The sequence below is a fragment of the Pseudomonas luteola NBRC 103146 genome (assembly GCF_002091675.1).
GTDB lineage: Bacteria > Pseudomonadota > Gammaproteobacteria > Pseudomonadales > Pseudomonadaceae > Chryseomonas > Chryseomonas luteola.
This window is the reverse complement of record NZ_BDAE01000006.1, coordinates 159,727-184,671: the sequence shown is the minus strand read 5'-3', so window position 1 is coordinate 184,671 and position 24,945 is coordinate 159,727. Positions and strand designations below refer to the sequence as shown.

General features: G+C 57.3%; 20 protein-coding genes and 1 pseudogene. 7 read left to right on the top strand and 14 right to left on the bottom strand.

Annotated features, from left to right (window positions below; all coding sequences use genetic code 11):
- Positions 1–134: 134 nt before the first annotated feature.
- Complete coding sequence (locus tag PLU01S_RS09945) at positions 135–1,370, bottom strand: TIGR03862 family flavoprotein (protein WP_139208853.1); 1,236 nt, start codon at positions 1,368–1,370, stop codon at positions 135–137.
- 129 nt (positions 1,371–1,499) lie between these two features.
- On the opposite strand from PLU01S_RS09945, the gene PLU01S_RS09940 reads away from it, so the two are divergent.
- Positions 1,500–2,825, top strand: a complete 1,326-nt coding sequence (locus PLU01S_RS09940; protein WP_139208851.1) for an NAD(P)/FAD-dependent oxidoreductase — start codon at positions 1,500–1,502, stop codon at positions 2,823–2,825.
- Here PLU01S_RS09940 and PLU01S_RS09935 read toward each other — a convergent pair.
- The 3 genes from PLU01S_RS09935 to PLU01S_RS09925 are packed head-to-tail and all read right to left on the bottom strand — an operon-like array spanning position 2,822 to position 6,017.
- Positions 2,822–3,748: a histone deacetylase family protein gene (locus tag PLU01S_RS09935; RefSeq protein ID WP_074827768.1), complete on the bottom strand. Its 927-nt coding sequence runs from the start codon at positions 3,746–3,748 to the stop codon at positions 2,822–2,824. The two genes, PLU01S_RS09940 and PLU01S_RS09935, sit on opposite strands and share 4 nt — an antisense overlap.
- 14 nt (positions 3,749–3,762) lie before the next feature.
- Positions 3,763–4,401, bottom strand: coding sequence for an exopolysaccharide biosynthesis protein (locus PLU01S_RS09930; protein WP_233432208.1), 639 nt, complete (start codon positions 4,399–4,401; stop codon positions 3,763–3,765).
- On the bottom strand, positions 4,398–6,017 hold the full coding sequence (locus tag PLU01S_RS09925; protein ID WP_074827851.1) for a histidine kinase famiy protein: 1,620 nt from the start codon (positions 6,015–6,017) through the stop codon (positions 4,398–4,400). The genes PLU01S_RS09930 and PLU01S_RS09925 overlap by 4 nt, the downstream gene beginning before the upstream one ends.
- A 287-nt stretch (positions 6,018–6,304) precedes the next feature.
- Between PLU01S_RS09925 and PLU01S_RS09920 the strand changes: the two genes are divergently transcribed.
- The 5 genes from PLU01S_RS09920 (at position 6,305) to PLU01S_RS09900 (ending at position 10,310) form a co-directional block, all read left to right on the top strand.
- On the top strand, positions 6,305–6,901 hold the full coding sequence (locus tag PLU01S_RS09920) for a GNAT family N-acetyltransferase (protein WP_074827766.1): 597 nt from the start codon (positions 6,305–6,307) through the stop codon (positions 6,899–6,901).
- Between the two features lie 16 nt (positions 6,902–6,917).
- Positions 6,918–8,525, top strand: a complete 1,608-nt coding sequence (locus PLU01S_RS09915; RefSeq protein WP_074827765.1) for a nitroreductase family protein — start codon at positions 6,918–6,920, stop codon at positions 8,523–8,525.
- A 118-nt stretch (positions 8,526–8,643) separates the two neighbouring features.
- On the top strand, positions 8,644–9,504 hold the full coding sequence (gene tesB, locus PLU01S_RS09910) for an acyl-CoA thioesterase II (protein WP_074827763.1): 861 nt from the start codon (positions 8,644–8,646) through the stop codon (positions 9,502–9,504).
- 162 nt (positions 9,505–9,666) lie between these two features.
- Complete coding sequence (locus tag PLU01S_RS09905; RefSeq protein ID WP_010797482.1) at positions 9,667–9,861, top strand: hypothetical protein; 195 nt, start codon at positions 9,667–9,669, stop codon at positions 9,859–9,861.
- Entirely contained in the window at positions 9,858–10,310 is a 453-nt protein-coding gene (locus tag PLU01S_RS09900) for an NUDIX hydrolase (protein WP_074827761.1), read from the top strand. Before PLU01S_RS09905 ends, PLU01S_RS09900 begins: the two co-directional genes overlap by 4 nt.
- 45 nt (positions 10,311–10,355) lie before the next feature.
- Here PLU01S_RS09900 and PLU01S_RS26585 read toward each other — a convergent pair whose 3' ends face one another.
- Both PLU01S_RS26585 and PLU01S_RS26580 read right to left on the bottom strand, forming a co-directional pair.
- Positions 10,356–11,144, bottom strand: coding sequence for a methyl-accepting chemotaxis protein (locus tag PLU01S_RS26585; RefSeq protein ID WP_374940327.1), 789 nt, complete (start codon positions 11,142–11,144; stop codon positions 10,356–10,358).
- Between the two features lie 66 nt (positions 11,145–11,210).
- Positions 11,211–12,161, bottom strand: a pseudogene (locus PLU01S_RS26580) (HAMP domain-containing protein); the annotation flags it as partial.
- A gap of 434 nt (positions 12,162–12,595) precedes the next feature.
- Between PLU01S_RS26580 and PLU01S_RS09890 the strand changes: the two are divergent.
- Positions 12,596–12,985, top strand: coding sequence for a hypothetical protein (locus tag PLU01S_RS09890; RefSeq protein WP_074827758.1), 390 nt, complete (start codon positions 12,596–12,598; stop codon positions 12,983–12,985).
- 622 nt (positions 12,986–13,607) lie between these two features.
- Here the strand turns inward: PLU01S_RS09890 and PLU01S_RS09885 are convergent.
- The 8 genes from PLU01S_RS09885 to PLU01S_RS09850 form a co-directional block, all read right to left on the bottom strand.
- Positions 13,608–14,480, bottom strand: coding sequence for a DMT family transporter (locus PLU01S_RS09885; RefSeq protein WP_074827756.1), 873 nt, complete (start codon positions 14,478–14,480; stop codon positions 13,608–13,610).
- Positions 14,481–14,788: 308 nt separating this feature from the next.
- Positions 14,789–16,726 (bottom strand): ATP-binding protein, encoded by a 1,938-nt coding sequence (locus PLU01S_RS09880; RefSeq protein WP_074827755.1) that lies wholly within the window; start codon positions 16,724–16,726, stop codon positions 14,789–14,791.
- A gap of 274 nt (positions 16,727–17,000) precedes the next feature.
- Positions 17,001–20,285 (bottom strand): PAS domain S-box protein, encoded by a 3,285-nt coding sequence (locus tag PLU01S_RS09875; protein WP_139208849.1) that lies wholly within the window; start codon positions 20,283–20,285, stop codon positions 17,001–17,003.
- 209 nt (positions 20,286–20,494) lie between these two features.
- Positions 20,495–21,154: an ion channel gene (locus PLU01S_RS09870; RefSeq protein WP_010797490.1), complete on the bottom strand. Its 660-nt coding sequence runs from the start codon at positions 21,152–21,154 to the stop codon at positions 20,495–20,497.
- A 90-nt stretch (positions 21,155–21,244) separates the two neighbouring features.
- Positions 21,245–22,168 (bottom strand): SdiA-regulated domain-containing protein, encoded by a 924-nt coding sequence (locus tag PLU01S_RS09865; protein WP_074827750.1) that lies wholly within the window; start codon positions 22,166–22,168, stop codon positions 21,245–21,247.
- Positions 22,169–22,285: 117 nt separating this feature from the next.
- Positions 22,286–23,164: a lipid kinase gene (locus PLU01S_RS09860; protein WP_074827748.1), complete on the bottom strand. Its 879-nt coding sequence runs from the start codon at positions 23,162–23,164 to the stop codon at positions 22,286–22,288.
- 201 nt (positions 23,165–23,365) lie between these two features.
- Positions 23,366–23,782 (bottom strand): hypothetical protein, encoded by a 417-nt coding sequence (locus tag PLU01S_RS09855; RefSeq protein ID WP_019366649.1) that lies wholly within the window; start codon positions 23,780–23,782, stop codon positions 23,366–23,368.
- 76 nt (positions 23,783–23,858) lie between these two features.
- Positions 23,859–24,863: an alpha/beta fold hydrolase gene (locus PLU01S_RS09850; protein ID WP_074827744.1), complete on the bottom strand. Its 1,005-nt coding sequence runs from the start codon at positions 24,861–24,863 to the stop codon at positions 23,859–23,861.
- Positions 24,864–24,945: the final 82 nt, after the last annotated feature.

Sequence of the window (24,945 nt, the reverse complement as noted above, 5' to 3'; positions counted from 1 at the left end):
CAGGCTCTCTCATCATAAGGATAAGCACGGTAGTAAGCCTCGTCACGGGCTCTATGAGAGCTGACCATGGGCATGACGAGGCGGTTCGGGGTATCCGACAAGAGGGCTGTGATCAATGCCGCACAATAAGCGGTTTACTGCTGCAGCCAGGCTGCAGCACCCAGGCCGGCGGTACGGCCAGTAGCAAAGCAGGCCGTCAGCAGATAGCCTCCCGTAGGCGCTTCCCAATCCAGCATTTCACCGGCACAGAATACGCCCGGCAGGGCATTGAGCATGAGCTGCTCGTTCAGCGCTTCGAACGGTACGCCGCCAGCCGAACTGATGGCTTCCTCGATAGGACGGGGGCGGATTACAGTCAGGGGTAACGATTTGATCGCGGCTGCCAGATACTGCATGTCATCAAACGCCTTGGCGGGAGCCAGCTCCCGCAGCAAGGCAGAGCGAGCGCCTTCCAGCCCGGCATGGGCACGCAGGTGATTGGCCATGGACTTGCCTTTGCGCGGCTTGCTTAGCGCCGCGGCAAGCGCGCTCTGTTCCTTGGTAGGCGCAAGGTCCAGGTATAGGGTGGCGGAGCCGGTACGAAGCAGTTCGGTGCGAATTTCAGCCGACAGGGCATAGACCAGACTGCCCTCAATGCCTGTCTCAGTCAGCACGAATTCGCCTTGGCGGCGAGTACCGTCTTTAAGCATCATGGCTACAGGCTTGATAGGCGAGCCGGCAAACTTGCTGCGTAAATGATCGCTCCACTGAGCGACCTCAAAACCGCAGTTGGCTGGTTGTAGCGGGGCAAGGGCAATACCCTGTTCCTCAAGATATCCTGTCCACACCCCATCGGAGCCCAGTCGCGGCCAGCTGGCTCCACCCAGGGCCAAGACTGTCGCGTCGGCGCGCAGGCAGGTTTCCCCCGCCGGAGTGGAAAAACGCAGGGCGCCGTGCTCTTCCCAGCCCAACCAGCGGTGCCGCGTATGAATGCGAACGCCTGCTTCCCGCAGGCGATGCAGCCAGGCTCGGAGCAGAGGAGCGGCCTTCATGTCTGTGGGAAAGACGCGGCCTGAGCTGCCGACAAACGTCTCGATGCCCAGCCCATGAATCCAATCTCGCAAGCTATGACTGTCGAATCCGTCGAGGCAGCGGGAAAGGGCGGTTTCACGCTCGCGGTAACGGGAGCGAAAGGCGGGTTGGTCTTCGGCGTGGGTAATGTTCATGCCGCCTACCCCGGCCAGAAGAAACTTGCGTCCGACTGAGGGCATACCGTCATATACGTCTACTGTTACACCAGTACCGGCCAGAACTTCGGCAGCCATAAGGCCGGCAGGCCCACCGCCGATAATGGCGGCGGTACGGGAATGAGTAGGCACGTGTGGGGACATGACAGCCATCGCAGGTAGAGAAAGCCCGCCAGTTTACCGCGAAGTACCAGCAGAATCCCGCTGGTGTACGATTGAACAGGGCATGGCTCTTGCGTGACTAACTGATTATCGATGAACGGAGCGTGGTGGATGGGACCCGAGGTTGATCTAGTCAAGGCGGATAAGGCGCTACCAGCCAAGGTTCAGGTCGTTGTGATCGGCGGAGGCATTGCCGGGACCAGCGCGGCATTGGCGCTGGCGCGGGAAGGCATTTCCGTGGTGCTCTGCGAGAAGGGTTATATCGCTGGAGAACAGTCCAGCCGCAACTGGGGGTGGGTGCGCAAGCTGTACCGTGACCCCCGCGAGATTCCGCTGGCAGTTGAAAGCCTGAGGCTCTGGGAGGGTCTCAATGAGGTTGTACAGGGTGAAACCGGTTTTCGCCGCTCCGGCATTCTGTTTTCGTCCGAATCCGAACAGGAGGAGGCCGACTATGAAAAATGGATCAGTGTGGCGCGTCAGCATGATATAGACGTGCGCATGGTGTCTGGCAGCGAGCTCAAGCAGTTGCTGCCAGCCGGCGAAGTCAGCTGGAAAAGCGGTATCTATTGCCCCACCGATGGGCGCGCCGAGCCCCAGAAAGCAGCACCTGCGATCGCAACGGCGGCCCAGCGGTTCGGGGCTGTCATTCTGACCGACTGCGCCGTGCGGGGGCTGGAGCTGTCGGCCGGGCGGGTCAGTGCAGCCATTACCGAACGAGGCCGAATTGCCTGCGAGTCCGTAATTCTGGCAGGTGGGGCCTGGTCGAGCCGTTTTCTGAAGGACCTTGGCGTGCGACTGCCACAACTCAAGGTACGCAACAGCGTACTGCGGACGGCGCCGCTGGAGGAGGGGCCTGACTGTACGCTCTGGACGCGCGACGTGGCATTTCGCAAACGCCTGGACGGTGGCTATACCATTGCCAATGGCAGCGTGAATATCGCTTCGCTGGTACCCGACAGCTTCCGCTTCTTTCTGGACTTTTTACCAACCTTGAAATCGGAGTGGTCGAGCCTGCGGATCCGGTTTGACGAGCGCTTCCGCCAGGAATGGCATGAAGGCAAACCTGTCCCGCTGGATCGCCCGTCTCCCTACGAATACATGCGCGTGCTGGATCCTTACCCGGACCCTCAGCAGAACCTGAACGCCATGAATCAACTGGTTCGTCAGTTTCCAGTGTTTGCCAAGGCACAGATCGCCCAGCAGTGGGCGGGGCTGATCGACGTAACCCCGGATGCCGTTCCTGTTATCTCCGAGATTGATGCAGTGCCTGGATTGGTTGTGGCGACAGGGCTTTCCGGTCATGGGTTTGGCGTGGGGCCTGCGGTTGGGCAGCTGGCAGCAGACCTGGTAACAGGCGCCAGGCCGATCGTTGACCCTTATGAGTTCCGGTTTACCCGCTTTTCCGATGGCTCCAAGCCTAGACCCATGAAGCTCTAGCCCGGCGCAAGCCCACTGGCCCAGACCCTGGCGGCGCTGTGATGTAGGATGCCGTGCCGTCTGGCCAGCAGGGCTCGGTCCCGGTCGTAGCCGCCGCCAATCACGCCGACGACCGGGATGTCCCGGCTCAGGCAATGGCGGATGACGTATTCGTCCCGTGCAGCGATGCCTTCGTCCGTCAGCAGGAGATAGCCCAGGGCATCGCTGGCGTGCACGTCGACACCGGCGTCATAGAGCACAACGTCAGGTTGGTGGAGAGGTAACAGGTAATTCAGTGCCTCCTCAACGGTATGCAAATACCCTGCATCACCCATGCCCTTGGGTAATGGAATGTCCCAATCGCTCTGTGCCTTACGCGCCGGGTAGTTGGTCTGGCAATGCAGCGACACCGTGACGGCATCGGGAACATGTTCAAGAATTCGGGCAGTGCCGTCCCCCTGGTGAACATCGCAGTCAAAGATCAGAACGCGTCCCGCCTTGCCGCTTTCCAAGAGATACAGCGCCATGATGGCCAAGTCGTTGAAGATACAAAACCCAGCTGGGTAATCATGATGTGCATGGTGCGTGCCCCCAGCCATATGGCAGGCCAGCCCGTGTTGCAACGCCAGCTCCAGCGTCAATAGCGAGCCGCCCACAGCGCGAATGGTTCGTCGTGCCAGCGCCTCGCTCCAGGGCAGACCCAGCTGGCGCTGCTCGGCATGGGACAGCTCGCCGCGCATGTAGCGCTCGACATAGACTGGATCGTGAGCCAGGGCCAGCACTTCTGGCACAGGTAATTCCGGGCGGTACAGGTTGTCAGCCGTCACCAGTCCGCTTTCGCTCAAGTGCTCATAGAGCAGGCGAAACTTCTCCATCGGAAACCGATGCTCGGGTGGAAAGGGTGGGCTGTAATCGTCGTGGTAAACCAGAGGAAGTGCTGTCATGAAAAGGCTGATGGCTAAAGCAGGAGACTGATGAGCAGCCAGACGATACCGCAACAGAATCCGCTGGCCAGCAGGAATATAAGTCCATCACGGGCGATCAACGAAATAGCGAACGCCGTCATGGCGGCTCCGGCCGTGGTATTGGCGAAGGGCACCAGATCCAGAACCGGCATGCATACCGCGACCCCAATGCAGAGCAGCGCCGTGATGTGCTGGAAGATACCCTTGGTCAGGAAGGTCAGACGTGGTTTCAAAAAGCGATCCACGAAACGTGCGGTAGGGTGCAGCATGCGCAGTGATTTTCGTAGCTTGCCACGCGGAACCTGACGTTTCAGTGCCCAGCGCGGCAGCCAGAAATGCTTGCGGCCGATGAGCAGTTGTACGCTAACCAGAACGACATAGATCGAGATGACGGTGGCAACGCCAGGAATGCCCGTCAGGGGAGACAGGGCAATGATGCCTGCAAGCAGAAGAAGTGGACCGTAGGAGCGACTCCCGATGGCATCGATCAAGTGGCCCACGGAAACCTTTTCCGGGCTGCGCCCGACCTCTTCGAGGCAACTGAGAAAGGCTTCCAGGCTGGCTGGTGAGTCACTTTCGGCGCTGCACTCGTAGTGATCGTCTTCCTCCATCACACCCTCATTGTCATTCATCCTGCTCCGTCCAGTATCTTCCTGACTCGACGCGCGAGTTCCAGGCGACCGTAGGGCTTGCTCAGCACTTCGAATTCAGAGGTATCCGTCTGCCCACGTTCCAGCGTAGTATCGGCATAGCCGGTCGTGAGCAGGACGCGGATATGAGGCCAGCGTCGGCGGGCTTCCTGGGCGAGCATTACGCCATTCATGCCGCCGGGCATGATCAGGTCGCTAAAGAGCATCTGGATATCGCCATGCTGCTCCAGGGTAGCCAGCGCTTCCTTGCCATTGTAGGCGACCCGAACCGAATAACCGAACTCCTCAAGAATCGCCTGCGCCAGCGCTGCCACTTCTTCTCGATCATCCACAACCAGGATAGTCTCGTTACCGGGCTCCTCGCTGGTGCCATTGGATTCGGCAGGCTGCTGGATGATTTCACTTTGTGTCGTCGGGAAATACAGGCGGACCGTCGTACCCATACCGGCCTCGGAGTACACACGAACCGCGCCGCCGGACTGCTTCATGAAGCCATACACCATGGATAGACCAAGACCGGTCCCTTTGCCTTCTTCCTTGGTTGTGAAGAACGGATCGAGGACCCGTCCAAGCACTTCTGTTGGAATGCCCTCTCCGGTATCGGTAATGGCGATGCAGGCATAGCGGCCAGGAGTCAGGCCTCCGTAGGCCATATCCTCTGGCGTCACTTCAATGTTGCGGGTTTCGATCGTGACACGACCTTCGCCCCGCGATTCCATGGCGTCACGTGCGTTCGCCAGGATATTGATGAGCGCCATTTCGGCCTGGGTCGGGTCTATCTTGCAATTCCAGAGGTCAGGCGCCAGCCGAGTCGTTAGCTGATAGGGCTCTCCCAGCGTTCGATACAGCAGGTCGAGTCGCTCTTCAATCAGCTCGTTGATGTTCAACGTTCGACCGGTCAGGCGCTGCTTGCGGGCAAACGCCAGAAGTTGTTGCGTCAGTGTGGCCGCGCGATTGACCGCTTCCCGGGTGTTGTCGACATGGCGCTTGGCCTTTTCCCTGTCCATTTCCGGGCGATCCAGGTTGATCCGGAGAATGTCCAGATAACCCACCATGACTTGCAACAGATTGTTGAAATCATGGGCAATGCCGCCGGTGAGCTGACCCAACGCCTCCATTTTCTGGGATTGCCGCAAGGCCTCTTCGGCGTCATGGCGACGGCTGACATCCAGTTGCGAAGCAAAGAAATACACCAGCTCGCCTGCTTGGTTGTAGACCGGAGAAATATACAAGGCATTCCAGAAGGTCGAGCCATCTTTGCGGTAATTCAATAACTCGGTATTGCATTCATGACGGGACTCGACGCTTTCGCGGATCTGCCGGATGGTCTCCCGGTCCGTTTCCGGGCCTTGAAGAAAACGGCAGTTGCGTCCCAGTACTTCATGCTCTTCATAGCCCGTCGTTTTCAGGAAGGCGTCGTTGGCAAAAATAATGGGATTATCGTCCTGCCGTGGGTCGGTCACGATCATGGGCATGCGGGTCATTCTAACCGCAGCGAAAAAGATATCGCCTTGCTGGCTACGGACTTCTTCTGGCATACCCTTTACCACTTTATTGCGGTCGGCAGAATTGAGATTGTCCGAATTCTTGGAAGTCATGTGTGTGCAGCAGCCTGAAAAGAACGCATTAATGATGTAGGACCATTCGCCGGCCATATTGCTCAGTGAAGGTCAATACATTGGTCGAATTTAGAGATGTAGTTGTTAGGATTCGGCTAAATGCCAAGTTTCGGCAGATACAGGCGATGCTGCCGACGGGCGCTCATGATGACGATTCCTGCCGATCTCGCCAAGCGGTAGCCATTATCAAAAAACCGAACCGGCTTTACGGAATACTCTGGCTTCACAACAGTCCCAACATCAAAGGACCTTAAAAGAGGATGGAGATGAGCCAGGCCTATCCCAAGGTGTTACGTACCGAACGTTTGATTTTGCGCCCCTGGCGCAATGAAGACTATACGCCTTTCGCTGCACAAAGCGCTGATCCACGGGTAATGGAATTTTTCCCCAAATGTCTGAATGAGGCTGAAACGCAGGCGCTGACCGAGCGTATCCAGGCACACTTCCATGATCATGGCTATGGCTGGTGGGCCGTGGAGGTCAGGAACGGTCCGCCTTTCATTGGGTATGTCGGGCTTGAGCATTCCAATTTCGACGCACCTTTTACGCCAGCGGTCGAGATCGGCTGGCGGCTGGGTGCCGAATATTGGGACGAAGGCTATGCCCATGAAGCTGCCGAAGCCGCGCTTGCCTTTGGCTTCGAGCAGGTAGGCCTGGAAGAGATCGTGGCGTTTACCGTGCCTGAAAATGAACGCTCCCGCGGCCTGATGGCACGATTGGGTATGCAGTACGATCCAGCGGACGACTTTGAACACCCGAGCCTGCCGGAAGGTCACCCCTTGCGCCACCATGTTCTGTATCGACTCAGCCGCCATCAGTGGATCAGTAGACTGGAAACTGGCGACAGCATGAATGCCTGTTAATGACAAAGAGGACTGCATGACCCCAGAAGACATCGTCAGAGCCTATCATTCGCTCAGCATGCACCGTCGTGAGGGCTATGCCCGCGGACCCGATGCGCTCGATTGGGCCAACCAACCTGCGCCATTCCGTCGTTATCGGGGATGCGAAGTCATTCCGTTACTGCGCCGTATGCTGGAGGATTCGCCTCTGTACGATGAGGTCTTTGCAGGCCCGGTAGGCGAGCCTGCCCCGCTGGATCCGGCCAATATCTCTCGGCTGTTTTATGACAGTTTGGCCATTTCCGCCTGGAAAGAGTCGGGCAGCAGCCGCTGGGCGCTGCGAGTGAATCCTTCCTCCGGCAATCTACATCCCACCGAAGCCTATGCCTTGCTGCCACCGGGGGTACTGAACGATCGTGCCTTGATGACACATTACACGGCCGATCTGCATGCCCTGGAAGTACGCGCCGAGCTCCCCGAAGTGCTGGATGAAGACATCATTGGCGCCTTGCCGCCGGGGAGCTTTTTGGTCGCACTGTCCAGTATCTATTGGCGTGAGGCCTGGAAATATGGCGAGCGAGCCTGGCGCTACTGTCAGCATGATATAGGCCACGCCTTGGCCGCCATTGCCATTGCTGCCGCCGCGCAAGGTTGGGAAACACGACTGATTCACGACGTGGCGGATGAAACGCTCGATGCGGCGTTTGGAGTTGATCGAGACGGCTTTGGTGAGCAGGAGCAAATGGAGGCGCTGCTCTGGATCGGTCCGCCGCAATCGGCCGAGCCTTCCTTGCCCGATAGTCTGTTCAAGCTGCTGAGTCAGTTGCAGCTCGCCGGCACGCCTAATCGACTTTCGCGAGAGTACGTAGAGTGGCCCGAGGTTGGGCGGATCGCTGCCGCATGCCGTGCGCCCAAGCGCTTGCCCTACGACATGCCTATTTCCCGGGGCGTAGTTACCCAGGAAAACGACCAGCTACTGCTGCGGCCATTGCTGCATCAACGGCGTAGCGCGCAGTCCATGGATGGTCGGACGGGCATTCTGTCTGATCTTTTCTTTGCCTGGCTAAGGCGTACATTGCCGGAGCAGGCACCGGTGCCTTTCCTGACGTTGGGCAAGCCTGCTCAGGTCGATCTTCTGATCTTTGTAAATCGCGTAGTGGGGCTGGAACCGGGGTTGTACTGGCTGGCGCGCAGTGAGGGAGAGCTCAATATCACCGCCCGAGCGGACTTACTCTGGGAGCGGGTAGAGGAGGCGGAGGGGCTCAGGTTGTTCCGGTTGCTCAAAGGGGCTGCTAGTGAGCTGGCTGGCTTGCTTTCCTGCGGCCAGGACATTGCGTCTGACGGTTGTATCAGTATCGCAATGATGGCTCGTTTCGATGATGCCCTTGCCCAGGGGGCTTGGTGCTATCCGCAGCTATTCTGGGAGACCGGACAGATTGGGCAGGTGCTTTACCTGGAGGCAGAAGCGGCAGGGCTTTCAGGCACCGGTATCGGTTGCTATTTCGACCCGCTGGTACATGACTTGATAGGGCTTGCGGATACAACCTGGCAAAGCCTTTATCACTTCACCATGGGACGCGCGACCGTGGACATGCGTCTGACCTCGCTGCCAGCTTATCCCGCGCCTGAGAACGACTTTGCCTGATGGGTGGCGGAGTCCTGGAGGGACGTCTTGCCGCTGCCGTTTCCTCATCATGGGGCTACGGCTTCACGACTGACTTGCGTATGATTTGGTCATTATCAAAACGACCACGGAAAACGTGATGAGCACAGTGCTGGATGATCTTGTTGCCTTGTTAAGCCTTGAGTCCATCGAGGAAAACCTCTACCGCGGTCGTAGTCAGGACCTGGGCTTTCCACAATTATTCGGTGGGCATGTGCTCGGTCAGGCCCTGTCAGCGGCGAGCCAAACGGTAGATGCGTCGCGTCAGGTGCACTCGCTGCATGGCTACTTCTTGCGGCCTGGCGACGTGACGATTCCGGTGGTGTATGAGGTGGATCGCGTCCGGGATGGCGGCAGCTTTACGACCCGTCGCGTCACGGCCATCCAGAAAGGCAAACCGATTTTCTTTTGCAGTGCCTCGTTCCAAGGTCTGGAACCCGGTTTTGAACACCAGAGCGAAATGCCGGACGTGCCCGATCCAGACTCGCTGGCGTCCGAGCTGGACTACATCCAACAGTTTGCCCAGTTTATCCCGGAGCCTACGCGGGAAAAGCTGCTGGCGCCAAAGCCCATCGAGATTCGCCCGGTCAAGGTGACCCATCCGTTTGATCCAGAGCCAACAGCGCCTGCACGCCATGTCTGGTTTAGGGCCAACGGGCAGCTGCCGGACAACCCTGCGCTGCATCGATACCTACTGGCCTATGCCTCGGACTTCAACCTGCTCCCGACGTCCTTGTTGCCCCATGGCATCAGCTACTGGAATAAGGAGATGCAGGTTGCCAGCCTTGATCACGCGATCTGGTTCCATCAGCCGCTACGGGTGGACGAGTGGCTGCTGTATTCCATGGATAGCCCATGGGCCGGGGGGGCGCGTGGATTGTGTCGTGGCAGCATATACAACCGAGCGGGTCAGCTTGTCGCCTCGGTTGCCCAAGAAGGGTTGATCCGCAAGCGCGTCTAAAAACAGTCGATATCTTGAAAAGGGCGGACGGGTTCCGCCCTTTTTTATGACACATCAATGAAATTTCCTGTACGACCAGTCTTTTGGCGTCAGAAAAGGTTGTCATTTTGCGCTCCGCTGACTACTGTATAAATAAACAGTAAACAAGAGGAGGGCGTACCGATGTCTCCAGCAGACGATCTTTCCCAATCCCTGGCTATGGCAGACTCAGGCACACTGATGCAGCGCTACCGAGCGCTGGAGCTTGAGCACCGCTATCACCTGAGTGTCATCAAGGATTTGCGCTACCACATCACAGCGTTACAGAGGGAAAACGATCGGCTGAGGCGTCAGCTGAACCAGGTCGACGTGCGATGACAAGGCTGCCCTTGGCAAATAACGATGCTTCAGCAAGTCCGGTTAAGGCATGTCCGGTCGTACTGCGTCATAAAAGCGAACTGCAGATACTGGCGTTCGAGCACCCCTTGGCAGGGCTTCAGTTGATCAAAGGGTCTATCGAGCCGGGTGAACTACCTGCTGAGGCTGCGTTGCGGGAGCTATGGGAAGAGTCAGGTATCCAAGTGTCCGAATGGCCTGTGGATCTAGGAACATGGGTCTCTGGCTATCAGGAACAGGTATGGTCGATGCACCTGTGCGAAAGCGCGTACGAGTTACCTGAGGGCTGGGTCCATCGCACCATCGACGGAGGCGGATTGGAGTTTCGCTTTTTTTGGTACCCGCTTGGTCGAGCCGCATCGTCCCAGTGGCACTGGGTATTTCGGGAAGCCCTGAAGGTCATTCACGACCGTGTTAGACGGATGGGTTGAGAAGAGGGTCCACTCCCTGGCAAGGGAGTGGACAGCAAGGCAGGGTTACAGAATGAAGCGGGACACGCGTTCGTTCAAATCACCGGCGTGGCTTTGCAGTGAGCGGGATTGATGCTCCGCCTGCACTGAGCTTTCAGCCAGGGTATCACCCAAAGATTTAATGGTTACCACGTTACGGGTAATTTCTTCCGTCACGGAGGTCTGTTCCTCAGCCGCCGCTGCAATCTGCATCGACATGTCCGAGATCAGCGAGGCCGACTGGGTGATCTGCTCCAGCGCCACGTACGCCTGATCGGCATCCGCTACGCTGCGTTCAGCGAGATGACGGCTGTTGTCCATCCGGCTGACTGCATCCTGTGTTACACGCAACAGATTGCTGATAGTCGTCTGGATTTCCTGGGTAGACGCCTGGGTGCGTTGCGACAGAGTCCGCACCTCGTCAGCCACCACCGCAAAGCCGCGACCCTGCTCGCCTGCCCGCGCCGCCTCAATCGCTGCGTTCAAGGCCAGAAGGTTGGTCTGCTCAGCGATACTCTGGATGCTGGTCAAGACGCTGGAAATGGACTGGGAGTGCTGGCTGAGCTCAGTGATGACCTGGGTTGTTTCCGCCACTTCCTGGGCAAGATCGGTAATGGAGGTCTGGGTCTTGCGAACCAGCTCCAGACCTTGCTGACTGCTTTCGGTAGACTGCTGCGCCGATTGCGCCGTACGTTCGGCATTGCCCGCAATTTCCTGGGTAGCCGAAGCCATTTCGGTGACTGCTGTTGCGACCAGTGTCAGCTCCTGCTGGAGACGCCCCAGATCAGCGACCGACAATGTGCTGTTGTTTAGCACCGTCGTGGACTCCTGGCCGATTTCCACCGCCTGATGGCGAATATGCGTAACCAGTTCATGCAGACTGGCCACGAACTGGTTGAAGTGCAGGGCCAGATGGCCCACCTCGTCCTGGCTCTGTTGAGGGATGCGCTTGGTCAGGTCGCCATTGCCATGGGCGATTACCTGAAGTCCCTGGGAGACCACGCCCAGCGGGCGTAGCAGCCAGGCGCACAGCATGTTGATGGCGATCAGCGACAGAACCAGGATAGCGCCGAATGCGCCCAGGCTCACCCACAGTTGCTGATAGAGCGGGGCGGTCAGAACAGCGTCGTCCAGCGTCATGATGAGAATCTCTCCATCATGATCGATCGGGACAGCGTACAAACGCTCACCGTTATGGTCCAGCAAGTGCTGCGTACCCTTGCTGGCAGCCAATGACGCCAGGGTGGCAGGGGTGAGCTCCGTCATCAGGTCGCTGACCTTCTTGTCGAGCAGGGCCGTGTCCGTGTGGCCCAGAATGGTGCCGTCCTTGTCTACAAAGAAGGCCGAGCCATTGCCAGGAAGCTTGATCTGTTTCAGCTGCTCAAGGATCTCGGTCATGCTGACGTCAGCGCCTACCACCCCAAGCGCGTTTCCGCTCTGCTGCAGGGAGCGGCCTAAGGACAGCACGTGGCTGCCAGTAGCCGCCGCAATAGTCGGCGTCGAGATGTAGACCTTGTTTGGCGCGACCAGCGCCTGCTGGTACCACTTCCATTTGCGAGGGTCATTATTGTCTGGCGGCAGGGTTACACCGTTGGCGTTCACCTGGCTGCCATCGGCCCGAGCAAAAAAGACGTTGTCGAAACCGCCGGAAATCTTGGCCTGATTAAGAATCGACAGCATGGCAGACGGGTCGTCAGTGGCCTTCACAGCCTGGAGCACCACCTCCTTGCTTTGTAGCCAGTAACGCACGTTGGCGCTGAACGTCCTGCTGGCATTGCTGACCTGTTCTGCAATGTGGATTTCCAGGCTTTTCTGACTGTTCCAGAAGTTCATACCGGTCAGGCTGGCGCCCACCAGCAGTACCGCAGTGCTGGAGGATAGAGCAATCTTTTTACGCAAAGACCATTTCATAAAGACATCAAACCGACAGAGACAAATACGACACGGCAATCAATTGCCGCGGACTGATAGGAGGCTATCGGCCCGGCTTGATAAATCTGGAGCGCTATGCTCGTCTAGGTATCAATGGCCGATGATCGGTTGTACAGAGAGGCGCGGACATGGCAGGGCACTGCCAGCAGTGCGGGCTGGATATGGCGACTCGCTCGTCTTTTTGGCTCACGAGAATGCTGGATCTGCTTGAGGATTCGACGTTGCCAAATGTCTGTGTCGCAGGCGGAGCCGACAGCTTATCTGCCAAGTTCAGCCTGTTTGAAGCAGCCAGCTATGCTTTAAGTAGTACAGCATTGCCCTGATGGAGTAACAGTATGGCTTTAGAAACCGACAGCGATCCGTTTGATCAACGCCAGCAATTGACTCTGGCGGCCGAAGCCCTAGGTTGGAAGGTAATCGATTGGGCGCAGGACATACCCATCGTCAGGGATGAAAACGGCGAGAGCTTCCAGTGGCTGCCCCATATCGACGATGGTGAGTCACGTCGACTTCAGATACGCCTGGGGATTCACCTGTCCTACAACCCCCACGAGAAAACCATGTGCGTCAGTTGTCCCCTGTGGGACGTAGAGGACCTTACCTTGGATTGCGAGGAGGCGGACGCTTTGGAAATGGCGCGCTACATGGTAGTGCTCTTCGCGGCGCTGTCCACCGGCGTGGAGATAAGCAGTCTGGATGCTGCGCAGGGGCTGTTGGGCTATTGACCTGAACACGTCTGGAAATAGATGTCTCAGTGAGAGAAGGGGGAAACAAAGGAGCATGCGCCGCTTGTATACCCTCCTGTTTCGGTCCTGCCTGCCAGGACCGGCTCTTTCAAACCCTCGCTTCATGCAAAAACTTGCAAACATCTCTTGCTCTCTCTGCTCTGAAAAGTTTGATATATCTATGCGCCGTGCAAGGAGACAGGCGTCCTGAACCGTGGCGCTTGCTTGTAGAGCCATCCTTGCATGAACGCTATGGCTCGCCGTTTGGCTTCATCTACCCGTGAAGTCGTTGACGGGCAACTCTATTATTCAGTTTGAGAGACATGAACTCAGAATCTGCATATCCAGCTGTTTCAAAAACAAACCGCGGATATCCTCGTAAAAGACCCAGCTCTACGGCTTGGTTTGCCACACTTTCCACCTTGTTCGGTATCTTGTTGGTTGTCACGATCGCAATGCCCAACTAATGCCAGGCCGTCCTGTCGTTATTGAGTCTGATGCGTTGCATCCATAGCCTATAAAGAGGGATGGAAAACACGTATCAGACCTGTTTATTACGAAACCTCAATAAATAAGCCCGTGCCAGAAGAGCGGTAGAAACCGTCCTTCTGGCACGGCTGCGTCAATTATTGGTAGGTTTATTTTGACGGAATACTAATACCAGCCCTATAAGGATGGCCACCATTCCCATACCACCTTGTGCGTCGACCCGGTGACCAAGAATCAGGTAATCCAACAGCGTTGTCACAAGTGGCACCAGATAAAACAGACTGGTTACGTTTACCAGATTGCCGGCTTGTACGAGTCGATAAAACAGGAGCTGTGCAAGAACGGAGATGACGACGGCCATCCAGAGAACGGATGTCACAAGCTCCGAGGACAACTCAAATCTGATGGGCTGGAAGGGGACGAAAAGCAGGCAGAGCACTAGGCTGATACCGACCTGCAACGGCAAGACGTCCGCTGGGGGCTGACTCAGGCCTTTCTGCAGAATGGCACCAATCGACATGCACAAGAGCGCTGCCAGCGCATACAGAATTCCACTCAAGGATAGATGCGCCATCGCCAGGCTGCGGTAGACGAGCAGAGACAGTCCACCCAGGGCCAACAGCAGGCCCGCCAGCCGACGGGGTGATAATCGTCTTTCAACCAACACCAGGGTAAGAATGGGTTGTACACCCAGAAGGGTAGCCAGGACTCCCGGCGTAACGCCTTTATCCAGAGCCAACAGATAACAAATGCTGTAGCCGCCGATAAGCAGCGCTCCGGTGAGAGCTACCCGGCTGCGAGAGCCCGGCGATGGCAACCAGCGTCGCCGCCAGAGCCCCATTAGCAAGAGCACTGTAAACGCAATGAGGAAGCGTAACAGCAGGAACGCGAATGCGGGGGCGTGGGTAACACCCACGTGAGCGAATAACGCGCCGCTGCTCCAGAGCAGCACGAACAACCCTGTGGCGCTATTGGCCACAAGCAGGGTTCTTAATGAACCTAACATTGTCATTTCACCTGTCAGTACGAAAAGCAGGCTCCAGCCAACGGCCTGTGGTAGGCAGTTCCGATCAAGACTGGAGAAAGAAAACGGCTGTAATCAGCCGAGCGTCATCAGGCAGCGACTACTGCCACAACAACCGGAGGGGATACGACAGGTGGTGCGAGGGAGAAACGCGCATGCAGGCACCCCACGTCCGGTGCGGACGAGGAGGAGAACTGGCCTGTATGCAGATGATTCATGGTAGCGTCAGCCAACAGCTGGCAAATGATTAAGAAACATTAGCGCCTCCGCTGGCAGAGCGCAAGCCATAATCAATCTTCCAGAATGATTTCCTTGATCCGGCTGGCCAGCAACTCCATTGGGAATGGTTTGGTCATGACGTGCATGCCTGCCTCAAGGTTGCCATTTCCCACGGCTGCATTTTCCGCATAGCCGGTGATGAACAGTATCTTGAGATCAGGGCGTGCCTGGCGGGCCGCATCGGCCATCTGCCGCCCGTTCATGCCGCCGGGCAGGCCCACGTCCGAAATCAGCAGGTCCAGGTGCGTATCGGAGAGCAGTATCTTCAGCCCCGAAGCACCATCGGCCGCTTCGATGGCGGCATAGCCCAACTCTTCGAGCACTTCGGTGATAAGCAAGCGCACCATCGGCTCATCGTCAACAACCAGAACGGTCTCGCCGGTGCTTGCACGTGGGGCGCGCATCAGTTCAGTCTGCTGAGGCTCTGGTTTGCTCTCTTCCAGATGGCGCGGCAGATAGATCCAGACCGTGGTGCCTTTGCCAGCTTCGGAATAGATGCGTGCTTGCCCGCCTGACTGCTTGGCAAATCCGTAAATCATGGACAGGCCCAAGCCGGTCCCCATGCCGATGGGTTTAGTCGTAAAGAATGGGTCAAATGCCCGCGCTACGATTTCTGGGGTCATGCCAATGCCAGTGTCCATGACTGCTATGGCAACGTATTGCCCAGAGAGCATGTCCTGTTCATGGGCATCGCGCTCATCGACCCAGATATTGGCGGTACGGATTGTCAGCTGGCCGCCGTCCGGCATGGCATCCCGTGCATTGATACATAGATTGAGCAGGGCACTTTCCAGTTGGTTCGGATCGCACAGCGTTGACCAGAGATCAGCGGAAAGGCTAGTGGTTACCGTAATCTCCGGGCCTACCGTCCGGTCGATCAGGTCCTGCATGCTTTCGATCAGTGTGTTGGCCTGGGTCGGTTTGGGATCGAGCGTTTGGCGACGGGAGAAGGCCAGCAGCCGGTGGGTCAGGGAAGCCGCGCGGCTGGCAGCCGTCTGGGCGGCGGTAATATACCGATCGATATCCGTAGCGCGACCCTGGGCTACACGCATCTGGATCATCTCGAGGCTACCGGAGATGCCTGTCAGCAGATTATTGAAGTCATGAGCGATACCGCCAGTAAGCTGACCTACGGCTTCCATTTTCTGGCTGTGTCGCAACAATTCTTCGGCACGGTTAAGTGCTTCGCTTTGCTCTTTTTCAGGCGAAATATCGCGCACCGTGGCATAAATTTGATCCCCTCGAGCCACGGCGTTCCAGGACAACCAGTGATACGTGCCATTCTTGTGCCGGTAGCGGTTCTCAAAGCGAAAGACCGTGTCGCCCCGTTGCAGCATGTGCAGTGCCTGGGCGGTGCGCTCTACATCGTCCGGGTGGACAAATTCACTGAAGGGTTTGGAATGCATCTCCTGGTCGGACCAGCCAAGGGTTTTAGTCCACGCCGGGTTAAGGCTTACAAAATAGCCAGCAGCGTTAGTCGTACACACTAGATCAGGCGTTGTTTGCCAGATCTGGTCGCGCTCACGGGTACGTTCCTCTACGCGACGCTCTAGCGTGTCCATCAGATCGTTCAGGCGAATCAGGTTCTTTCTGAGTGCAGCGCACACTGCCACGATGCCGAAGTTGACGAGGATGAACAGGGCGTTGGCTGCCCACTGGAGCAGATCGAGATCGAACGTGAAGGGGGTAGAGACAAACAGGTAGGCCGCTGCAAGGGCGGCAACGACGGTGGCGAAAAGACCGGGCCCCAGGCCCAGCGTGAAGCCGATAATCATCAGAAGCGGAATGAACAGCAGGTACGGCAGGCCCAGAACAGGCAGGGCCAGACGAACGCCTGCACTGACAATGACAGCTGCCCCGGCGACAGCATAGCGCAGGGGGGTAGGCCATTCATGGCGTAATACCCACTGTTGCAAGCGATCAAAGAGCGTTTCTTTCTTTTGCTGCAAGATTCCGGTACCTGTTCAAACTCAAGTCTATGACTTGGGCTTGCCACGCTAAGGATATAGAACGGAGGTTACGACGTGTAAGGGCACGTACGTAAATGATCCGTAGTCACTCGTGTTGGACACACCGATTGCGATAAGGTCCCGACTCGTTCAGGTTGAGGCCGTAGCGTAATCCTGACAAGTGACAGAACGCCCTACCCAAACTGCAAAATGGTCAAGCATTAGGTATATAGCGGTTGGCGCTCCATTTTCTTGAGGCCGCATTCAGCATTGTTCAACAACTCTTGAGGATAGTTTCCAGGCGGGTTGCCAGCAACTCCATGGAAAAAGGTTTGGTCATGAGATGCATGCCATTCTCCAGATTACCATTGCCTACTACCGAATTTTCTGCATAGCCGGTAATAAATAGTACCTTCAGGTCCGGACGTTGATGGCGAGCGGCATCGGCCATCTGGCGGCCGTTCATGCCCCCTGGCAATCCTACGTCCGAAATCAGCAGATCGATATGGGTGGAAGAGGAGAGTATGTCAAGCCCTGACGCGCCGTCAGCCGCTTCGATTGCCCTATAGCCCAGCTCCTCGAGTACCTCTTTGATCAGCATGCGTACGGTGGGCTCATCATCAACGATAAGTACGGTTTCACCCTTTTCCGTGCGCGGTGCCTCCCCTGATCTAACCTGCTCCGCACCGGCCTCGACCGCACCTGCATAGCGAGGCAAATAAATTTTCATGGTGGTGCCCTTACCGGGTTCGGACAGGACACGCACTTGACCGCCGGACTGCTTGGCAAATCCATAGATCATGGAAAGACCCAGTCCAGTGCCCATGCCGATGGGCTTGGTTGTAAAAAATGGATCGAATATACGCTCCATGATTTCCGGCGACATGCCCGTGCCCGTGTCGGATACTTCCGTCACGATGTACTGCCCGGGGTTCATGTCGCGCTCATGGGCGCTGGCCTCATCCTGGTAGCGATTTTCGGTTCGAATGAGTAATCGACCACCATCCGGCATGGCATCTCGTGCATTGATGCACAGGTTCAGTAGGGCGTTTTCGAGCTGATGGGGATCACAGAGCGTGGGCCAGAGTGCTTCGCTGAGATCGGTCGTGATACACACGGCTGGCCCTACGGTACGTGTGATCAGTTCACGCATGCCTTCGATCAGCTGGTTGGCCTGGGTGGGTTTGGGGTCGAGCGTTTGGCGACGGGAAAAGGCCAGCAATCGGTGGGTCAGGGCCGCGGCTCGATTGGCAGAGTCCTGAGCAGCGGTGATGTATTTATTCAGATCGTTCAAGCGTCCTTGGGTCAGGCGCGTCTTGAGCAGGTCCAGGCTACCGGAAATCCCGGTGAGCAGGTTGTTGAAGTCATGAGCCAGACCGCCGGTGAGCTGTCCTACGGCCTCCATTTTCTGGCTATGGCGCAACCGTTCCTCCGTCTGATGCAGGGCTTCGGCCTGCGCCTTTATTGTGGTGATATCACGTGCAATGCTGTGGAACAGCCCGTCACGACGTTGGGAGTTCCAGGATAACCAGCGATAGCTGCCATCCTTGTGCCGGTAGCGGTTCTCGAAGTTTGACAAGGCCTGGCCGTTGGCAAGTAGCCGTTTGGTTTGCACGGTATGTTCCAAGTCGTCTGGGTGGAGAAAATCCTTGTAGGGGCGTGCCTTCAGCTCCTGCTCCGACCAGCCCAGGGTTTCGCTCCAGGCAGGGTTGAGGTTGAGAAAGTAGCCTTCCGGGCTGGCGGTGCAAACCAGGTCTGGCGTGCTGCGCCAGATCTGGTCGCGCTCGCGGGTACGCTCCTCGACACGTTGCTCAAGCGTCTCGTTCAGCTCCCTCAACTGGCTCTCGCTGGCCTTGAGCCGGTCTTCGGCCGCTTTGCGAGCCGAGAGATCGATGGTCACGGCAATGATCGAGTGTAGGTTGCCTTCATCATCGTTCAGACAGGTCAGATTGCTATTGGCCCAGACAATAGTACCATCGGGTCGGAGGTAGCGCTTGTCGAGGCGAGTCGGCTGTCGGGTGGCCAGGACATGTTGAAGCGCCTCGAGCGTCCTGGGTTGGTCTTCCGCTAGGGTAACGGTCTTTGCGGTTGTGCTTAACATCTCTGTGCGAGAGCGACCCAACAGGCGGCAGAGCTCGTCATTGACCCGTAGAAAGCGGCCGTCGAGGCTGATTTCGGACAGGCCTACCGAGGCTTCGTCGAAAATGGAAGCCAGGCGGGTTTCGCTTTCCTTCAGCGCCAGCTCAGCGCGGGTGCGTTCGGTGATGTCGCGGCCAATGGAGAGCAGTTTTTCAGGCGTGCCGTCTGCGCCTGGTATGTAGGAAATAGCAATATCCCACCATTTGGGTTTTCCTGTGTGGGTAGGGCAGTAGCCCTGGAAGCGTCCTGTCCCTCCCGCGCGAGCATTTGCGATGGCGTTGCGTGCCGCCTCCAGATCTGCGTCTTTCCATACCCGGAGCCACGGCTTACCCAGTACGCAAGAGAGGTCCGTAATCTCCATGGACTCTATACCGCCGGGGCTCACGAACTGGGTATGCCCTTCGAGATCCATGATCACGATGCAATCCTGACTCGAATTGAGAATAAGGCTGTTCATCTGGCGAGAGATGCGTAGCGCATTCTCGATAGAGTGATTCGCAGTAATGTCCCGCGAAATGGAGAGCAGCTTTTCAGGCCTCCCATGAGAGCCGAGGATAGGCGTGACCTGTACATCCCACCACTTAGGGGTTCCTGCCAGGGTATTGGCCTGCCCGATGAACCGGCCAACCTGACCCGCGCGGGCCAGCGTCATGGCCTCTTTCGCTTCCTGGCTCCCCTTGTCTTGCCAGAAAGTCGGCCAGGGGCAACCCGCAATGGCATTGAAGTCGCTGACTTCCATAGCGTCCTGGCCGTTTGGGCTCATGTAAAGCAGTTTGCCGTCAAGGTCGAGCACCTTGATGCAGTCGTCAGAGGAGGCCAACACGCTGCGCAGGAACTCGGCATCGGCCTGCTGAGCTTCAATTACTTTTTGCTGCCGGGTCTGATCGCGCAGAATTTTCAGAAAACCCAGGTGGGTTCCATCGGCTGATCGGAGCGGCATCATCTCGCCATTGGCCCAGAACAGGGCGCCGTCCTTTTTCTGGTGCCAACGCTCATCACTGGCGCGACCTTTTTCCAGGGCACGTTGCATCTCGCATTCGGCGCGCTGCTGGAATTGGTCCTCTACAGTGAAGAGGCGATTGATAGAGGCCCCTAGTATACTTTCGGCTGTCCAGCCAAAGACCTGCTCTGCACCAGAGTTCCAGTGAGTAATGCGACCGCACTGGTCGGTTGTGATGATCGCAAAATCGACAGCACTGTTCAGAATATCCTGATGGCGCTGGTTCTGTTGGTGAGTCGTTTCGGCAACGGCCTTGAGCGCCATATTCTCGGCTTCGAGTTTGGCGATACGCAGACGCAGATGTTCGTTTTCGATGGTAGTCATGCCGGTATAAAAAGAAGGGTGCGGTACGCCAGGTACCTGGCAGTAGGGGCCAATGCCTTGCCATGAGTAGCAGCACACAGGCACAGCTTCGCTCACGATCAGGTCACGAATGAATGACGTTGGAAAGGGAGGGGATTAGTGAACGACCCAGTCTATCCAGCACTTGAGAGACTGTCTATCACGCCGGCTGCCCAACCGTCGGCCTGTCTGGGTAACAGGTATGTAGGCGGGATGATATCGATGGGCTATCGGTGTGTCAGGTGCTAAAAGCCGGGCTGTCGTTTACAAGGGGCGACCGGTTGGTTCTAGCGCTTGATGACTGTCAGGCTGATCAGGCGAGCCACTACCAATGTGATGTACATGACGCCTGCAAACTCCTCGAGCATTACCAGACCGCGGGCAAGCGGTGAAATAGGCAGAACGTCACCCAGCCCTACGCCGGAAAGCGTGGTAAAGCTCAGGAATAGCAGTTCCATCCAGGTCCGTGGTGCCTCAGGGTTCTGCATGGCGGTAAAACTGCCTGGCAGGAGCAACTGGCAAACGGTAAAGGCATAGGCAAACGCCCAGGCCAGCAGAGTAAAGGTTGCGCCTACGGCAAACAGCTCATCGGTCGATGCGCGCTGATCCTCCATCATGTAGGCAATCAGGCTGGCGGCTGCGTAAAAGTAAAAGGCGCCTTCCAGCAGGGCGGAGGCAACCGTAACGGCCTGGTTGGGCCAGATCTCGCTGACGATAGCCAAGCACAGGATGAGCGCGGCCAGAATGAAGGCAATCGAGTGGAGCATTGGACTGCGGCGAACCATACGCAGGGCAGCAACCAGTACGATGACGCCAAACGCACCAAAGACGGCTCGCCCACCCGGCATGTTCTCCATGAAGGGATAGAGCACGATGCCCAATAGCTGGATAAGTAACAGGCTTGCAGACGGGTAGCGAACCAGATACGTAACGAGGGTGACTTTCATTCAGGGCACGGGCAGGATGGAAACGCCATACAGCGTAACCCGGCAGCGCAAGGCTCACCAGAGCCTTGCGGATAAAGAGCTCGACTAGGCCTATGACTTCTTCTTGAAGGCGTAGAACAGGTTAGGCTCACTGATCACATACAGGTTGCCCTGATCATCCATTGTCATGCCCTCAGCCTGGGGAACATCCTTGGCAAGCCCCTGATTACCACGCCTCAAGCTGAAGGAGCTGACCGGCTTACCGGTGGCATCCATTTCCACGATCATCTTGGATTCATCAGACAAGGCCAGCAGATGGCCTGTACTCGTATCATAGTGAAGGCTGGACAGGTCGGTCACAAACAAATCCCGGTCGCGCTGTGCGTTGACATGCACGTCGATGTCGATCGGCTGGTCGGGCGAGGCGGTCAAAAAGCCGTTGATCTCGAAGATGCGGACCGGGTCCTTTTCCTTGGCAACAAAAAGGCGCTGCTCCTTGGGGTCGTAGGCCAGGCCCTCGAAGCCTTTGTTATTATTATCCGCCGCGCTGAGTGAAAACTGTTTGGCATTGGCTGGGTCGGCAATATCGATGACCTGGGTCTGATCATTGACATGCACTTCGATCAGACGATGGTTACGTTCCTCTGTAATCAGGAGGACGCCGGGACGAACGTATTCGATCGCTTCCGGATCACCGAAACCCCGGAGCGGAATACGACGCAGTACATCACCGGAGAGCGAAAGCTCGATAAGGTGCGAGTCCTTGTTGGTCACCGTAAAAAGCGTTTGGCGGCTGGCGTCGAAGGTCAGCGCTGACATGTTTTCGTCATTACCCAGTGGCTTGGCATCGATTGTGACATGGTAGTCAGGCAACCACAGGGCTTGCCCTTGGGCCTCCTCGGAGCTGAAGCGCTGTTCCAGACGGAACCAGACCTGCTCAAACAGGCGCTGCTGGGCACCTGCGGTTATCGCGGCTGCCACTAGCAAGCAGGCCAAGGCCGTTGCCATCGTTTTGGAGGAGAGAGCGTTCTGCATGTTAGGTCAGGTTCAGAATTCTGGGCGTATAGCCTACGGGGGGTGGGCTTAACTGAAGCTGAATAAGGCAGGTGCGAGTGTTTCCGATTCTTTCACCCATGGTTCGATAGGTGCGCTCTATGGACGATAGATCCTGAGCGCTTTGGGTTTGATAGAAAAGAGAGCGGGCGTGTAGGTGGTCAGCTCACCATCAGTATTGATAGGCATGGGTTTGCGGGTGTTCAGCCGGATAGCGGTTGTCTGAAACGCCCTGACCTTATCTGCCTTGCCATGGGTGCCCTTGTGCAGGCTGGGCAGCAATGCGATCAGTTCCCACCAATGCCTGACCTCAAGGCTATAGAAATCCAGGCGTCCATCGTCGGCGGTTGCGGATTCTTCCACCGTCATGCCACCGCCATAGTGACGGCCATTGCCCACGGATGCCTGGACCGTTCGGACCTTTTCCACCTGTCCGTCATGTTCGATATACAGAGTGAAACGGCGAAAGCGGCGCAGTAGCCTAAAGGCGGTCAGGCCATAGCCGAGACTGCCCCATTTCTTCTTGATATCCGCGGTCAGCTGATCAGCCAGATCGGCACTGAAGCCAATGCTGGCGACGTTGAGAAAGACATGATCGTTGACGACACCTACATCGATGGCTCGCAGCTGCCCCCGCACAATGATGTCGACGGCCTCGAGCGGGTCCTGAGGAATATTCAGTGTCTTGGCCAGGTCGTTGGCAGTGCCGAGCGGCAGGAGGCCGACGGGCAGGCCAGCCTCAATCAGGGCGGGAGCTGCGGCGTTCAACGTGCCGTCGCCGCCGCCGACGATGATCAGGTCGCATCCTTTAGCCTGTCTGATCTTCTCGCTGATGGAAAGGTTTTCCCCTCCGGTAGGTTCGACTACGGTTATTCCGCCCTGGCTGAGCTTTTCAACGATGGGCGTGTAGGATTCACTTCCACGGCGGGCGCGTTTATTGATCAGCAGAAGGGCGCGGCGGGTTTCGGTAGCGGTCATTGCGTCTGAGATCCCCTATGACTTGTTTATCTCTGACACTTCACGTGTAGGTCTGTCCGAGGGATGGAACGCGAGAGTGCCCCGTTCTGACAACTGCCTGCGAGGCGGAGTTGTTTCAAAAGATCAGTGAAGCCTTACGTTGCGTGATCATCCGCTCAAACTGACGTTAAAAGCATAGCTAGCAGGTAGGACCCGACGGTTTCAGGCGCGAGGGCTGACACGGGCGCTTTTGAGCAGCCGGTAGTCCTGCCACAGGATCACGGCCGCTGCGGCGGCGTACGCAAGGCAGGGTGCCCAATAAGCAGGATTAGCCAGCGCTTCGCTCAGGCACATGACCGCACTGATAGAAGTAAATAGCCACGACGGCACTCGCAGGACACACGCCATTGCGCTGGCCCAGAAGCGATCCCTCAGAAAGCCCAGGGGAACGCAGGCGGCAATCTGCATGACTACCAATACGAAGGTCGCAACAGCAACGGTCAGCACCACCTGATTGTCGGGCGTTTGTGCGTCACGAATAGGGATGAGCAGCGTGCCCAGGCGGGTATGGCTCAAGGCGGTATAAGCCAGGAGCAGCAGGGCGCTGGAGAAGATGATGCGGGCTGGTATCGAGTTCATTGAGCGTCGCGTTACAGGAAAAGGCGCCTATATTACCTGAGCCCGGCGCCTGTTCATGAATACTCTCCAGACAGGTTCAACCCGACGGTGTCTGTTCGGCCAAGGTATGAATAGCGTCGAGTACTGCCTGCGGTGCCAAGTGATGCAGCATATGCCCGGCGCCCTCGATGACACGGAAATCCATCTCCGGCAACTCGGTATGCAGCCTGCCCGAGTGCACATGGGTATGAACCAGCCGATCCTCGCGTCCCGCCATGATGATGGAGGGTACTGTCAGCGTTTTGTAACGCTCCTTGAGTTGTAGCGTTGCGGGAATGATCAGGGCTATTTCGGCTGCGCTGGCATGAAGCTGCACAGGACGAAAGGCCATCCAGGCCGGAAATCGCTTGAAGCGGGCGGGCACTTTGGCGGGTGCAAACATTCGCTTCATCATGAGTGGCCATATGCTGCGATACAGCAGCGGTGAAACGGAGTGGCACATGAGGTCACCCACGCCGGGGATGGCCGGCAAAGCCGCCATGGGAATATCAGGGCGAACGGTCGGGTAATAATAGCCGGACAGCAGCACAAGGCCTCGGACAGACTGCGGGAAGTCGAGCCCCAGCGCCATGGCCACCAATGCGCCCCAGGAATGGCCGAGAACGATAGGGCGGTCGATACCCATTGCGGCAAAGGCCCGATTGAGCAAATGGGCCTGTTCGAGCGGACCCCAGACAATAGACGACGGGCGCTCACTGTAGCCATACCCTGGGCGGTCAAAGATGATGACCCGATAGGTACGGGCTGCGTGTTCGACCAGTTCGCTCAACTCGAAGTCAGTACCCATGGTCGTGTTGCCATGCAGAAGCACAAGGGGCTGTCCCTCACCGTATTCGACGTAATGGATCCGGATACCATCCACCTCGATAAAGGTGCCTGCCGGTGGGTGCTGCTTTTCCGCCTGACGGCTGTAATGGCGGACCAGCATGGCTGATGCCGCGACGGCCAGGGAGCCCCACACAAGCGGGCCGGAGCGGGAGGGTAAAGGCGTGGTTTTGCTAGGCGTAACGTGTGCGCTGTCGGTATGCCGGAGATTTTTCATGCCAGGGCTCCCGCTAAAGACAATTTAGAGTAGTCCACGGGAAAGCCGTTCGCGGTAGGGACGAATGGCACGTTTGGCTTTT

Excerpts from the sequence above, each read along its gene's own strand:
- PLU01S_RS09935 (WP_074827768.1), bottom strand. The coding sequence starts at position 3,748 with ATGACAGCACTTCCTCTGGTTTACCACGACGATTACAGCCCACCCTTT.
- PLU01S_RS09900 (WP_074827761.1), top strand. The coding sequence starts at position 9,858 with ATGACAAGGCTGCCCTTGGCAAATAACGATGCTTCAGCAAGTCCGGTT.
- PLU01S_RS09915 (WP_074827765.1), top strand. The coding sequence starts at position 6,918 with ATGACCCCAGAAGACATCGTCAGAGCCTATCATTCGCTCAGCATGCAC.
- PLU01S_RS09850 (WP_074827744.1), bottom strand. The coding sequence starts at position 24,863 with ATGAAAAATCTCCGGCATACCGACAGCGCACACGTTACGCCTAGCAAA.
- PLU01S_RS09925 (WP_074827851.1), bottom strand. The coding sequence starts at position 6,017 with ATGACTTCCAAGAATTCGGACAATCTCAATTCTGCCGACCGCAATAAA.
- PLU01S_RS09940 (WP_139208851.1), top strand. The coding sequence starts at position 1,500 with ATGGGACCCGAGGTTGATCTAGTCAAGGCGGATAAGGCGCTACCAGCC.
- PLU01S_RS09885 (WP_074827756.1), bottom strand. The coding sequence starts at position 14,480 with ATGTTAGGTTCATTAAGAACCCTGCTTGTGGCCAATAGCGCCACAGGG.
- PLU01S_RS09890 (WP_074827758.1), top strand. The coding sequence starts at position 12,596 with ATGGCTTTAGAAACCGACAGCGATCCGTTTGATCAACGCCAGCAATTG.
- PLU01S_RS09905 (WP_010797482.1), top strand. The coding sequence starts at position 9,667 with ATGTCTCCAGCAGACGATCTTTCCCAATCCCTGGCTATGGCAGACTCA.
- PLU01S_RS09870 (WP_010797490.1), bottom strand. The coding sequence starts at position 21,154 with ATGAAAGTCACCCTCGTTACGTATCTGGTTCGCTACCCGTCTGCAAGC.
- PLU01S_RS09865 (WP_074827750.1), bottom strand. The coding sequence starts at position 22,168 with ATGCAGAACGCTCTCTCCTCCAAAACGATGGCAACGGCCTTGGCCTGC.
- tesB (WP_074827763.1), top strand. The coding sequence starts at position 8,644 with ATGAGCACAGTGCTGGATGATCTTGTTGCCTTGTTAAGCCTTGAGTCC.
- PLU01S_RS09860 (WP_074827748.1), bottom strand. The coding sequence starts at position 23,164 with ATGACCGCTACCGAAACCCGCCGCGCCCTTCTGCTGATCAATAAACGC.
- PLU01S_RS09945 (WP_139208853.1), bottom strand. The coding sequence starts at position 1,370 with ATGTCCCCACACGTGCCTACTCATTCCCGTACCGCCGCCATTATCGGC.
- PLU01S_RS09920 (WP_074827766.1), top strand. The coding sequence starts at position 6,305 with ATGAGCCAGGCCTATCCCAAGGTGTTACGTACCGAACGTTTGATTTTG.
- PLU01S_RS09855 (WP_019366649.1), bottom strand. The coding sequence starts at position 23,782 with ATGAACTCGATACCAGCCCGCATCATCTTCTCCAGCGCCCTGCTGCTC.
- PLU01S_RS09930 (WP_233432208.1), bottom strand. The coding sequence starts at position 4,401 with ATGAATGACAATGAGGGTGTGATGGAGGAAGACGATCACTACGAGTGC.